The sequence below is a fragment of the Gracilibacillus timonensis genome (assembly GCF_900086715.1).
Classification (GTDB): Bacteria; Bacillota; Bacilli; order Bacillales; family Amphibacillaceae; genus Gracilibacillus; species Gracilibacillus timonensis.
In genome coordinates this window covers 723,594-736,620 of sequence record NZ_FLKH01000012.1, presented here as the reverse complement: position 1 = coordinate 736,620, position 13,027 = coordinate 723,594, and the positions used below count along the sequence as shown (strand labels likewise).

General features: G+C 38.9%; 15 protein-coding genes. 6 read left to right on the top strand and 9 right to left on the bottom strand.

Going from position 1 to position 13,027, the window contains the following annotated elements; translation table 11 throughout:
* Positions 1-64 precede the first annotated feature (64 nt).
* Positions 65-1,000 (bottom strand): heme o synthase, encoded by a 936-nt coding sequence (cyoE, locus tag BN6556_RS14600; RefSeq protein WP_066192804.1) that lies wholly within the window; start codon positions 998-1,000, stop codon positions 65-67.
* A gap of 300 nt (positions 1,001-1,300) precedes the next feature.
* On the opposite strand from cyoE, the gene BN6556_RS14595 reads away from it, so the two are divergent.
* A complete protein-coding gene (locus tag BN6556_RS14595) occupies positions 1,301-2,206 on the top strand; it encodes a COX15/CtaA family protein (RefSeq protein WP_066192802.1) in 906 nt (301 codons plus the stop codon).
* A 307-nt stretch (positions 2,207-2,513) separates the two neighbouring features.
* Here the strand turns inward: BN6556_RS14595 and BN6556_RS14590 are convergent, their stop codons facing one another.
* Both BN6556_RS14590 and BN6556_RS14585 read right to left on the bottom strand, forming a co-directional pair.
* Positions 2,514-3,719: an FtsW/RodA/SpoVE family cell cycle protein gene (locus BN6556_RS14590; RefSeq protein WP_066192800.1), complete on the bottom strand. Its 1,206-nt coding sequence runs from the start codon at positions 3,717-3,719 to the stop codon at positions 2,514-2,516.
* 89 nt (positions 3,720-3,808) lie between these two features.
* Complete coding sequence (locus tag BN6556_RS14585; RefSeq protein WP_392388610.1) at positions 3,809-4,090, bottom strand: DUF1507 family protein; 282 nt, start codon at positions 4,088-4,090, stop codon at positions 3,809-3,811.
* A gap of 189 nt (positions 4,091-4,279) precedes the next feature.
* Here BN6556_RS14585 and BN6556_RS14580 point away from each other — a divergent pair, with 189 nt between their 5' ends.
* Positions 4,280-4,735, top strand: coding sequence for a hypothetical protein (locus BN6556_RS14580; protein ID WP_066192797.1), 456 nt, complete (start codon positions 4,280-4,282; stop codon positions 4,733-4,735).
* 137 nt (positions 4,736-4,872) lie between these two features.
* Positions 4,873-5,457: a YhcN/YlaJ family sporulation lipoprotein gene (locus tag BN6556_RS14575; protein WP_066192795.1), complete on the top strand. Its 585-nt coding sequence runs from the start codon at positions 4,873-4,875 to the stop codon at positions 5,455-5,457.
* 296 nt (positions 5,458-5,753) lie between these two features.
* Here BN6556_RS14575 and BN6556_RS14570 read toward each other — a convergent pair whose 3' ends face one another.
* Positions 5,754-6,011: a hypothetical protein gene (locus BN6556_RS14570; RefSeq protein ID WP_066192793.1), complete on the bottom strand. Its 258-nt coding sequence runs from the start codon at positions 6,009-6,011 to the stop codon at positions 5,754-5,756.
* 255 nt (positions 6,012-6,266) lie between these two features.
* Here BN6556_RS14570 and BN6556_RS21735 point away from each other — a divergent pair, with 255 nt between their 5' ends.
* Positions 6,267-6,473 (top strand): YlaI family protein, encoded by a 207-nt coding sequence (locus BN6556_RS21735; RefSeq protein ID WP_078060108.1) that lies wholly within the window; start codon positions 6,267-6,269, stop codon positions 6,471-6,473.
* A 61-nt stretch (positions 6,474-6,534) separates the two neighbouring features.
* Here the strand turns inward: BN6556_RS21735 and BN6556_RS14565 are convergent, their stop codons facing one another.
* A complete protein-coding gene (locus tag BN6556_RS14565) occupies positions 6,535-6,903 on the bottom strand; it encodes a YlaH-like family protein (RefSeq protein WP_066192791.1) in 369 nt (122 codons plus the stop codon).
* Positions 6,904-7,023: 120 nt separating this feature from the next.
* On the opposite strand from BN6556_RS14565, the gene BN6556_RS22170 reads away from it, so the two are divergent.
* The gene (locus tag BN6556_RS22170; protein WP_161485714.1) at positions 7,024-7,197 is read left to right on the top strand and encodes a DUF5325 family protein; all 174 of its coding nucleotides are present in this window, start codon (positions 7,024-7,026) and stop codon (positions 7,195-7,197) included.
* A gap of 113 nt (positions 7,198-7,310) precedes the next feature.
* Here BN6556_RS22170 and BN6556_RS14560 read toward each other — a convergent pair whose 3' ends face one another.
* On the bottom strand, positions 7,311-8,114 hold the full coding sequence (locus BN6556_RS14560) for an inositol monophosphatase family protein (RefSeq protein ID WP_130859797.1): 804 nt from the start codon (positions 8,112-8,114) through the stop codon (positions 7,311-7,313).
* Positions 8,115-8,258: 144 nt separating this feature from the next.
* Between BN6556_RS14560 and BN6556_RS14555 the strand changes: the two genes are divergently transcribed.
* Complete coding sequence (locus BN6556_RS14555) at positions 8,259-8,879, top strand: DUF1054 domain-containing protein (RefSeq protein WP_066192786.1); 621 nt, start codon at positions 8,259-8,261, stop codon at positions 8,877-8,879.
* A 204-nt stretch (positions 8,880-9,083) separates the two neighbouring features.
* Here the strand turns inward: BN6556_RS14555 and BN6556_RS14550 are convergent, their stop codons facing one another.
* The 3 genes from BN6556_RS14550 to lpdA form a co-directional block, all read right to left on the bottom strand.
* Positions 9,084-9,356, bottom strand: coding sequence for a UPF0223 family protein (locus tag BN6556_RS14550; RefSeq protein ID WP_066192783.1), 273 nt, complete (start codon positions 9,354-9,356; stop codon positions 9,084-9,086).
* A gap of 1,055 nt (positions 9,357-10,411) precedes the next feature.
* Positions 10,412-11,359, bottom strand: coding sequence for a polysaccharide deacetylase family protein (locus BN6556_RS14545; RefSeq protein ID WP_235817534.1), 948 nt, complete (start codon positions 11,357-11,359; stop codon positions 10,412-10,414).
* Between the two features lie 256 nt (positions 11,360-11,615).
* Positions 11,616-13,025, bottom strand: coding sequence for a dihydrolipoyl dehydrogenase (gene lpdA, locus BN6556_RS14540; protein WP_066192781.1), 1,410 nt, complete (start codon positions 13,023-13,025; stop codon positions 11,616-11,618).
* Positions 13,026-13,027: the final 2 nt, after the last annotated feature.

Below are 13,027 nucleotides of genomic sequence, written 5' to 3'. Positions count from 1 at the left end.
TCTTTATAACTTACTATATTATTTAGAAAAACTTGAAGAAAATCAAGTCCTACTGATAAATTTATTATAACAAATTATTCGGCAAAGTAATAACGATCATCGATAGAAATATAATCATTAAATAAAATAAGGAATAAATAAACATTTTATTTGCCCATTTGTCATTATCTTTTACAAAAAACCCCTTTATCGATAGTACCAGCCACCCTATATTTAATATTGTGCCTATTCCTAAGAAAATATATCCTAAATCATAGAGTAAAAATGGCAGTGGTAATAAGCAAACAATATAAACAAACATTTGACGCTTGGTTATTTCGGAGCCGTAAACGACTGGAAGCATTGGGATATTTGCTGCTCGATATTCGTCTTCTTTTTTCATAGCGATGGCTAAAAAGTGAGGTGTCTGCCAAATAAATATAAGCAGAAACAAAACCCAAGCTGCGGGGTGAAGCTGTGGATCTACAGCCGACCAGCCAATTAGTGGCGGTACTGCTCCTGCAAGACTTCCTATGGCTGTATTAATCGTATAGCGGCGTTTCGACCATATCGTATATAATACAACATAACTAAACCAACCCAAAGCTCCATAGAAAGCGGCCTGCCATGAGGCCAAAGATAACACAAGCACACCCATAATGGATAAAGAAACACCGATAACCAGTACATGAAATAAATCAATGGTTCCTGTAACCGTTGGACGGACCTTCGTTCGTTTCATTTTCCGATCGATATCTCTATCATAATAGTTATTGATGACACAGCCCCCTGCTATTACAAAAGCTGTACCTACGATGGTCACTAACAACATATGCCAATACTGTGCGATAGAAGAATTCGTATAATACAACGCCAGCCAAAAACCAGCCAGAGCAGTCATCGTGTTGGAGTTAATAATGCCTAATTTTAATATTTGTTTTAAATCTGACCATTTATAAAGATATGTATCCAACGTCCCCGAAAAAACGGCATCGTTAGACGAAGCTCCTAGTTTGTCCATTTAAATAGCCTCTTCCCTTCTAACTTTTAATTTCCGTCATGATATGCAAATGCTTTCGTTGTATGTTCAAAAATAGTATGTATCTGCATTATACCTAATTTTATCAAACAATGCTATTGTATCATGGAATTGCATCGTGTGCTATCCAACTCCTATAATCAATTCTATTTATGGCATTTTTGTGAACATTTTATTTGATATGTAGTTTACACACACACATCACTGTTTATTTGGTATAATGGGTTTGTTTATTGCTAAAATCTATACATAGAAATACAGATAGATAATTTGAGGTGAAGTATGAAATTTCTAAAAACATTGGCAGTGATCTCCACCCTGATCATGACTGGGGTTCTTGTAGGAGGGGCACTGGTTACAAAAACAGATTCCGGCATGGGATGTGGAGCTAATTGGCCATTCTGCTATGGTGACTGGTCGGTGGAAATGTTTATTGAGTTGAGTCACCGATTAGTTTCAGGAATGGCTGGCATCTTTGTCTTACTACTTGCGGTGCTTGCCTGGATCAAAATCGGTTACATACGCGAGACCAAATTTTTGGCCATTGTATCCGTCTTTTTTCTGGTTGCTCAAGCACTTATCGGTGCTGCTGCAGTATTATGGCCGCAATCAGACTTTGTGTTGGCCCTGCATTTCGGCATTTCTCTTATATCCTTTGCTGCTGTATTATTACTCACGCTGCTTATTTTTGAAGTCGATCACAAATTTGATGCAGACTCGCTCCATATTTCCAGTAAGTTTCGCAAACAATTCATTACCTTGGCCATCTTTATTATGGTCGTTGTCTACTCTGGGGCCTTGGTACGGCATATTGAGTCAAGCCTTGCTTGTCCAGATTGGCCGATGTGTACAAACACACAGCCCTTTGATTTCGCGAATTATCACTTTGGACAATGGGTTCAAATGGGACACCGTTTACTAGCTGGTTTGGCTTTTATATGGACATGGGTTCTATTCTTTAAAATCAGGCGACATTATCGAGATAGTCATGTGATGTATTACGGATGGGCTATCGGCACGTTCCTCATTACCGCACAAGTCGCATTAGGAGCGTTTGTCATTTTTACTATTGGAAATTTGTTTATCGCATTAATGCACGCCTTGTTCATTACATTATTCTTTGGACTGCTTTGTTATTTCTTATTACTATCGTATCGAAGCTTTAAAACTGAAAAAAGAAGAACATAAGGTAAACCGGGCAAATTTCGCCCGGTTCTTTATTACTACCCGAAACTAGACAAGAACTGCCGCTTCGTTCAAAGTTAATTTCTTTCCAAATCCTATTATCCTTGATTACTTTCCCATTATATAAAAAAGGTTTACCGCTTTGGATAAGCTGGTAAACCTTTTTGTTTGTAAATAAAGGAAGCAGAACCATACTTCAGATTAAGCTGTGTTTCCCTGTCTTAATGAGAGGAAAGCACATCTCCTCATCAGAATTTAAAGTAGGTATTTAGCATAAAAGGATCAAGCGCACCTCGTGATTGCTTGCCCTTTAAGATAATTGGCGTTGACGATTCCTTTTTTTGGACCAACCTCGAATAGATGGCTTCTCTTCTGTCGGTATATCTGCGTCCTCTGTTTCCTGATAACGCTGATAATTCACATGACGGGCAATGTTATTGAGGATACCCACCGAGAATAATAAGACAACCAAGGAAGTACCACCTGCACTAACAAAAGGCAAAGGTACACCTGTGATGGGAAGCAGACCACTTATTGCTCCCATATTTATCACAGTTTGAATTCCAATCATCGATGAAATCCCAATAGCTATTAACGTGCCAAATGGATCCTTACACTCTTTGGCTATATATAGCCCTCTTAATACAATTACACTTAAACAACCTAGGACAAATAAAACGCCAAACAGGCCTAATTCCTCTGCGATTACCGCCATGATAAAGTCGCTATCCGCTTGGGTAAGATAACCAAGCTTTTGAATTCCTTGGCCAATTCCTTGGCCTGATAGCCCTCCCGTGCCAATCGCTATGTAAGATTGAATCAACTGATATCCAGTAGCGTCTGGATCAGTAAAAGGATGGTAAGCACCTGTAAAACGAGCAATCCTTGTGTCTGTGACCAATTGAATGCCAACCGCCACTAATACAACCACACCAACTAATATCAAAAAGCTAATATGTTTAAATTTAATTCCTGCACTAAAGATAACCGTACAAGCAACAGCAAATATAATCGCCGCAGTTCCTATGTCAGGCTGTTTAATGATTAAGCCAAGCAACACTGCCGTCACCACCAAAGGAGGCAATACAGCCTTGAAAAAGTCTCCAATATATTCTTGTTTTTTTGTATAAACAGCTGCCAAATACAGCACTAACCCTATCTTTACAAACTCGGATGGCTGTATGGAAAAAGGGCCTAAATGTATCCATGCTTGGGAGTTATTTAGATTCACACCAAATAACTCAACGGCAACTAAAGAGAGAAACATAAGCAAGACGATCCACTTCGTCAAATACTGGTAAATGGTATATTTGAAATAACTGGCAAATATAAACAAGCCAATACCTACTACCAGCCACATTAACTGATTAGCCGCTTGTGAATAAGCCGGTTCCCCACGTATAATAACAGAGGTTACCATACTGGCACTATAGATCATCACTACACCAAAACCAGACAACAGCAATGGAGATAACATTAATAGAAAATCGAATGTTTTTGTTTTCTGTTTCTTCATCTTGATTACCTCAAAACATCATAAAATTGTTTTTAATTGATCCAATGTAAAAAGTACAAAAACTTTGCTCGATATGTTAGCAAAGTTTTCTACATCTGCATATTGCGCTCTTGAGAAGCTTCATGCAAAACACTCAGCTGCTGTTCCAAGTTATCCAACAGTGCTTTACCTTCCTCTTCTTCTATCAATTGCAAACGCACAGCAAAGTCGATTTCCCTCGATAAGCCAAACATTTGCGTATCCAATACCTCTTCGTAAAGTGGACACTGAGGCATAGTTAAGTTATCTATCTGGACCTTAATAAGCTGTAAAATTTTATCTGCATCTGCCTTGAGAAGCGCGTAGGCTTGCTTTTCTTTATTTAAAGGCATTTCTGTTATCACGCCAATCCCCTCCGCTACAACTTCTTCTCTTTATTTTATCGTGAACATATGTAAATTGCAAGATAATATCATTCTTGCTGCGAATTCCTTGATGATGAGTAAGATCAGTTCCTATGCAAAATTAGCCTGTATCTGCTATCCTATAACAGAAGATAAATAAGAAGAGGTGAACTTATTGTGATTATCCAAGTAAAAGGTAACGTTACATACCCGATTACGCTGGACCCGAGCGTATGGATTTTTGATGACCGAAAAATCAGGTTAGAAGATGCGTTCCATCATCAGCCCGTAGCAGAGGAAGACGATCAAGCGTTAACCAGCCGTTTGAACAAACCGCCTGTTAATCATAGCATCAAAAAATATAACAAAAAGGAATTATTACATTACTCTTATGTCATGCCGCTTAAACCATTTATGGAGACCGCTGAAATCGATGACACAGCAACAGAAGCAATCATCGAAACAGAAGATGGCAAACATCCAGTGTCACTTGAAACATTGCTGAATTCCTTAATGCTATTCTCAATTGACGGCAGGCAAATCAAAGAAGACGGGCCTGGTCACCTTTATTTCGGTGATGGCAGTAACCGGCAGAACCCAATCAAGGCCATTAAGATTATTCAGATTCAGTAAATAATTTGTGTCCGTTATCTCTGTCTAAACCACATTAGGACCTGTTTCACGATACACATACACATGCTACTTGCTGTCTCAGGTATATTTTTTTGTTTTTATCAGAAAATATACAGAGAAAAGGAGGCGCAATAAGCATGAAGTATATAATAATGACGGTTCTGATCTTTCTTTTATTCGGATGTCAACAAGAGCAACCAGAGCAAAGTACCGCCGAATCACCCAATCAGTTGGGTACCATACAATTAAAGAATGCCGATCCTTCCTTAGATAATGAACTTAAAGGAACGGAAAAGGCGCAGTATCTTGCTAATTTGGCTAGTCAAGTCCCTAATGTCAACGGGGCAACTGCCCTTGTTACAAAACGAGGTTCCCTTGTCAGTATTGATGTAGATAAAGATTTAGACCAATCAAGTATTGGCTCCATTAAATATGCCGTTTTAGAGGCACTGGAGCACGATACTCAAGGAAGCAAGGCGATTATAGTAGCTGATAGCGACTTATACGAACGTATGAAGGGAATCGGTAATAAAATGAAAGAAGGCCATCCAGTGGAAGCGGTTAGTGAAGAATTAGCCAATATAACAAGCCGATGGATGCCCGAGTTTCCAGTAGATGAAAATCGCTCGACACCACCAGATGAGAATAAACAAATCATCGATAATCAAGAGGAACAGAATTTAGATAACATTCAAGAAGACCAGTCTAATCATCATAAATAAGAATAAAAAACCAGGCTGACAAGTAAACTTCTGACAGCCTGGTTTTTATCCACCGTACACATTTTGATTGGTTAACCTCTTTCTGGTTCTTTTCCTTTGAATGAGAACCAGAAAACCAGTAAACAAACGACAAAAATAGCTAAGGCAAACCATGCAAGCCCCTTCGACACCGGGATCACATCTAAGAATCCTAATATAGCAATAATAGGGAAAAAAATCATCCCCCGATTACTTTTTGAACCTAGCCTGTCATGCTCTCCCTCTCATCGAGGTCATTCAATCTCTCCTTTTTTAACTTATTGTCTTTTTTCATTATAATAATTAACCCCAAACTGTGATCCTTCTTCAACCATATCGGAGTTCTCAAGGTTGTCAATGCCTGGATCACCAGCCACATCAATTGGAAAGTCATCGTAATTACTTTGTAGATTGGTTTTTATTTTTTTCCATACATCACATAACTTTTCGCGATTGGCTTCGTTTGATAATAAATAGGATACTGCTGCCGCGCTTACTATGCCTGCTATTCCACTGATAATATATCTTTTATTCAAGCTTATCATCCTTTCTGCTAACTATTGTTGTCCTTAATAAAAATATACCCAACTTGCTCTATTTAAAACATCCTTTATCTCCCTGTTCTATCAAGAATGACTCACGTTTTATACGCAAAACATGACATAATCCGCATTCCATTCCAACCCTTTCTCCCCATTGGAAAAATACGCAAATTATCAAATGTCTATGGTTATTCCTCTAGATATGTTACAATTTAATGAATAAATGATTTTTGAATTTGAGGTGGAACGATGAGGGTCAAATGTGTAATATGTGACACCATTGAAAGAATAGATAATGATTGCCCTGAAGCAAAAAAACTGCAGAACCGCTTAATTCATACCTATATGTGTGATACATGCTCCAAGCGAATTGGCGAAAATACCATAAAACGCCATAAAACAGGGCGATTCAAGTTATTTCGCAAGTACGAAGTATATGACCAATACCTTGATTAAAGTAAACGAAAGCGCAAGCAGTGTTATGCAGCTTGCGCTTTTGAGTAAATAATGGATTCGATTAATTTGCTTGCTGTTTTCTTTCTTGGTGCAAACGAAGACGATAAATCCCCATGACGATAGCAATAATAAATAAACTTTCTGCCAAAGGTAAATTCAATCCAAATAATAAAGTTAATATAAATGTTCCTATTACTAATAAAATATAAACAACTAATGATTTCAATGGGGATAATTTTTTAGCAAATCCAAATTTATACGCCAAAATTGCTAAGATTACAACCGTTATGTATAAGAAGAAAAAACCTCTGATTAACATTCCCATCTGTTCAGGGTCCGATACATCAACTTCCCCACCAAGACCTCTCATAAAAAAATCGGCAACCGGCCACAAGTTATTCGGTACTTCTATTATTGTCTGGCTCTCCATATGATACCTCCATACTCAACTCTCAAACAAATCTATTATACGTGATAATAGGGATAAATACAATTTCCTTCTAAAATATGATAGACTCTAATTAGACTTTATCATACTTGAGGTGAGGAAATGAATATCCAACTATCAAAATTGCTCTTGGCACTCTGTGTCATTCTCTCTTTTTCGGCAGCAGGGGTTGCCATTGCTTTTCGCAGTGTTCCTTTTATTCTGCTTGCCTTTCTCTTGGGGTTTGCCTTAATGGGCTTTGGAATTGCACAAAAAAGAAAGCAGTCAGAAAGCTAAGTTGCATACACAGCGACTGCACCGGGGTCATAGGTTGGTGATAATAAATGGTGATACCGCCGCCTAAAATCGCTCCGGCAGTCGCTTCTTAGAAAACAGCTTCTCATGAACGTTTATTTCAAATCAATATAACGCTCTAACAAGTCAGATTGAATTTCCTGATTGGATGTCAAAATCGTATTATTATGCAACATATCAACCGGTTCACCATTCGATTGAATCGTAACTCCACCAACTTCTCTTACCAAAATAAGTCCTGCCGCAAAATCCCATGGGGATAATCGTATGGTGAGATAAGCATCCACAATCCCTTCTGCCACAAAGGCAAACTCTAAAGCTGCTGAACCATAGGATCTCGTACCTCGGCTATCTCGAATTAACTGCTGGATTTTCTTTTCATTTATTCGATCATTTTCACAAGCCAATGAACTGTTCATTGCGATAATACTCGTCTCTATCGATACCTCGTTGCTAAGCTGCTGTAACGGCTCCTCATTACGAAAGGCACCCTCCCCTTTCAAAGCTGTATAGAGGACGTCATCCATCACATTATAGATAAGGGCAATTTCTCCAACACCATCCTGATAGATCCCAATAGATATCGCAAAATTCCTTTTTTGATGTACGAAATTCATGGTTCCATCAATTGGATCAATAATCCAGATTGTCCCTTCTGCATCCGTTACATTATCACCATATCCTTCTTCGCTTACAATGTGATGAGCAGGGAACTCTCTCCTGATTCTCTCAATGAAAAACCTTTCCGTTGATCGATCTATTTCGGTTACTAAATCATTTGGGTTGGATTTGGTATCCACTTGAAAGCTTTCCTGCATCTGCTTACGAATAGTATTACCTGCTTCATATACCCATTTTTTTGCATGATCAAATATACCTTGCCGAATGGTAACATCCATCAGCTTTTCCCCCATTCATTTTTAGCTACCTTCTATTTTAGCAAAAAAATAATTATTTTAAAAATCTGGCAACTCTTCTTTGCATTCAGATAATAATTAATATAAAATAGTAATGATAATAATCAAATAAAAAGGGTGAAATACATGACATTTACAGGATTTACGCAAGAAGACTTTAATACTTTTTATATTGAGGGATTAGATGAAAGAATGGAAGCTATTCAAAAGCGTATTCAGCCCAAATTTCAGGCTATCTATGACGCACTTGCGGACGATATAGATCATATTGCTGGACAAGACATGCATTTACACATTGCCAGGCACGCTCGTAGAACAAAAAATGCACCAAACGATACCTGGTCAGCCTACTGCCATAATAAACGCGGATATAAGAAACATCCGCATTTTCAAGTTGGTTTGTGGGGAGATCATTTATTTATTTGGTTAGCTTATATCTATGAACTACCTCACAAAAGTGAAATTGCCAGTAAGTTTTTAACGGAAATCGATGATATAAAGGAGATACTGCCTGCTGACTTCGCTATTTCGCTTGATCATATGAAAAATGAAGCGACGACGGTAGCAGAAGCCGATTTACAACAATGTCTGGAACGCTTTAAAAAGGTGAAAAAAGCCGAATTTCTCGTTGGTCGAAGAATTGCTGCCGACGATCCATTAGTGACAGATGGCGAGGCCTTGCTTCAAACGATAAAGGAAACCTTACAAACCGTTGCACCGTTGTATCGCTCTTCCTTGGAAAGCTAAACGATAAACACTACCACTGGACAAGCTAACGATAAGATGATATGAAGTATCCCATTTTTCTATGTAGTGAATTTGCCTGTTTTTATGCTAGGCAAACCGCTCCAGGAATATGCTGTAGCAGTTATCATAACTGTCACATTCGTTCAAAATAATGGTAAGGATGCTTCAAATAATCACCTTACCAGCAGTCTGACCAGATTTTATTTACGACATTTTTATCGTATCATGGTTGTCTAAATCTTTCGCTTTTTTAAGCACGCGGTAAGCCAGATATCCAGACTGTCGCTCGAATTGACGATCTAATTGTTTCTCTTCACTTTTGGAAGGAACAATTTCTTTATAACGTCGGTATGCCGCAATCAAATCTTGTTTGGGGATTCCCTTTTCATAGGCCTTTTCAATTAACGAAAAATAGTTGACCACATCAATGATTTCTGCTGTTGACCAAGATGAATCAATTGGATAACTGTAATTCAAACCTATCACTCCTTTTACTTTTATCATTGTAACATGGCAGCATTTCAATACAAAAGAAGAACCCTAAGGCATATTCTGACTATGCTTAGGGTTTTTCTTTTTATAAGATCAAGCCGTATATAATCATTGGCATAATAGGAGATGGAACGATTTGACCTTGAGCTCCATATCTATTTTGAGTGGTCAGTAAAAGATCTGGTTACCCAGTTTTTCTTAAGATAAGAAAGCATAAAATTCTGAGTATGAAAGGATGTGGACCGATTTTGATCTTGAACGAATGGTGATACCGATAAGATGTATGATGTAAAGTATCTAGTTCCATTATTCCATGTAGTAAAGTTGATTGTTTGTCAGTGCTAGACAGCGCTCCGAAAATAGGTTCCGCTTCGATGCATAGGACATGCAAGTGCAGGCGTTACGACAGGAGGTCGTGATCTTAGCCTGCGAACCTCCATGTCTTGGCTCAGCCTCCTCGTCAGCAAAGATCGCTTCCTGCGGGGTCTTCACACTGCGCTTTTCTCGCAGGAGTCTCCACCTATTTCCTACGCTAGGTAGTAGTACTACAATCAAATGACTGCGAAGATGAAGTGTTCCAGACACTATATTTCTGTCAATAAGCAAACCGCATAACCTTTTTCTGAGAACGGCTTGATCCTACGTTATGATTTTATATTTGTACCACATGATCCATTACGTAGACGAAGAATCAGCTGACGATTTTCTCCTTTTGGCTCAACAGTGTCTAGGTACCTAGAACGCTTTCTCCTTGCAGTGATAACCATTGTTGTACGCCAATCTAGCGGAGGGAATAGGTGGAGACTCCTATGGGACCAGGACGAGCTGAAGATCCACTAAAAAGTGCTCTTCTTTTTAGTTAGCTGAAGCCGGCCCCATGGAAAGCGGAACCTATTCCCGCAGTGCTTGCTTCGCACAGATAAAACGATCAAACTCACCACTAAGGAAAGTGGGCTACTTAACATCATCCATCTTATCGGCAGTTCAGTGGCTACTTTTAGTTATTCGTAAAGAACCGGGCGAATTTTGCCCGGTTTTACTTACTCTGGAATTTCAATAGTGTTAGGATCCGCTATCTCATACCCTTGTTCCCTCAAACCTTCTACAATATCTGCTAATGCAGCAGCCGTCCATTCACGATCATGCATAAGTAAAATGGCGCCTGGTTTTAATAAGGAATAGTCGATATCAATTTCAGGTGCCTCTCCTGAAATCATTGCTTCTCTAATCTTATCCTCATCCATATACGGCTCAAAATAATCGTAGCCATAGGTCCAATTCATCAACAGCATACCCTCATCCTTAACGACTTGTTTGGCATAATCCGTATTGTCACCATGTGGCGCTCGAAAGAATTCTGGGCGTTCTCCAATGACTTCTTCAATTTTTTCATCTAATTCCATGATTTCTTGTTTTTGAGTTTCTTCATCTGCCACCGATAATTGCTGGTGGTTATAGGTGTGATTCCCGATTGCAAAACCCATGTCGTGTATCTCTCTTAATGCTTCTTGATCTTCTTCAGACTCAATAAAATGACCATTTACATAAAAAATAGCGGGTGCATCAAGCTCTTTTAAAGTTTTTGCCATTTCTAATCCATTTTCGTCTGGCACATCGTCTATTGTAAGTAAAACGACTTTTTCATTAGTGCCGTCTTCTATGGGTGTAAGGCTCCAAGTAGATGTATCCAGTTCGTATTGTTTTTCTGCCTCTGGATCTCCGACTTGATCCGTTTGATTGTCCGTTTCTTCTGAGCTTTGATCATCTGTGTTATCTGTTTTTTCATCTGTTTCATTGGCTCCATCTGTTTCATCACCTGTTTGATCAGGATCCTCTTCACTGTTGTCTCCTTCACTTTCTGTTGCATCTTCTGTAGTATCTTCGGCATCTTCATTCGATTGAGTATTTCCATCAGCATCTTCACTATTACAAGCCGCTAGCAAAAGCATGCTGCAGGCAAGTATGAATACTATGTATTTCTTTATCACATTTTTCCTCCTAACCAATGTTTTTCACAATAACGTGTATCTTCATTTCTTTGCTATTCTTGAAATGGAAACCTTACAAACATTTACAAGGCGATAAATATGATATTCCCTTTCTATTTATCCTTAAACAAAGATCGACAACATTTCTTAAGAAAAACGAAGTAGAACATTTTTCTCTCTGCCATCATGAGCATGCTTGTTTTCTCTATTCTTGAACACTGCGATAAAAAGAAGCCTGCACTAGCAGGCTTCTTCCTTATTTAACAATATGAATTGGTGTTCCAATTGCAACTTCTGCTGCTTCCATAGTAATTTCACCAAGTGATGGGTGAGCATGAATGGTTAAGGCAAGATCTTCTGCCGTCATTCCTGCTTCGATAGCAAGCCCAATCTCTGCAATCATATCACTGGCATTCGGTCCTGCAATTTGCGCCCCAATTAATAGTCCGTCTTCTTTACGTGTGACAAGCTTCAAGAATCCGTCACTTTCGTTAAGGGACAAGGCACGGCCATTTGCTGCAAATGGAAATTTGGATGCCTTCGCTTCATAGCCCGCTTCCTTAGCACCAGCTTCGGTAAAGCCTACCGTTGCCAATTCAGGATCGGAGAACACAACTGCTGGAATACCGTTGTAATCAATCACGGATTTTTCACCAGCAATGGCTTCTGCCGCAATCTTACCTTCATAAGATGCCTTGTGAGCTAGCGGAGGTCCTGCAACAATATCACCAATTGCATAGATATTATCTACGTTTGTACGGCATTGTTCATCAATTTTGATTAATCCCTTGTCATCCATTTCAATACCAACTTGCTCTAACCCAAGCTCCTCGGTATTAGGTTTACGTCCTACCGTTACTAATACGTAATCTGCTTCAACAGTCTCTTCCTTACCGTCTACTTCATAGGTAACCTTGACCCCATCATCTGTTTCTTCTACACCTTGAGCCATTGCTTTCGTGACGATGGTTGTTCCTTTCGCCTTCAATTTCTTCTTAACAATGGAACTCATTTGACTTTCAAAGCCATTGAGAATATCATCTAGACCTTCTAAGATGGTTACTTCTGTACCGAAATTAGCATATGCTGTACCCAATTCAGTACCGACATATCCGCCACCGATGACAATCAATTTCTCTGGAATTTCTTTCAAATTTAATGCACCGGTCGAGTCAATGACACGGTCAGAATATTTGAAAGTTGGTAATTCAATGGGATGAGAACCTGTTGCAATGATACAGTCTTTAAAGGTATAAGTTTGCGAATTCTTCTCATCCATTACCTTTACCGTATTTTTATCAACAAAGTATACTTCACCACTAACAATATCTACTTTATTTCCTTTCAACAATCCTTCGACTCCACCGGTTAATTTCTTAACCACAGAACCTTTCCACTCTTGAACTTTAGAAAAGTCAACAGAAACATTTTCTGTCGTAATACCTAAGTCATCATCACCTTGCGCATGGGCATAACGATGACCAGCTTCGATTAAGGCTTTGGATGGGATACAGCCTACGTTAAGGCAAACCCCACCAACAGTACCTTTATCAACAATAGTAACTTTTTGGCCTGTTTGCGCTGCGCGAATTGCCGCAACGTATCCACCTGGTCCTGCTCCAACAACTAGAGTATCTAATTCAACTGGAAAATCTCCAACTACCATCT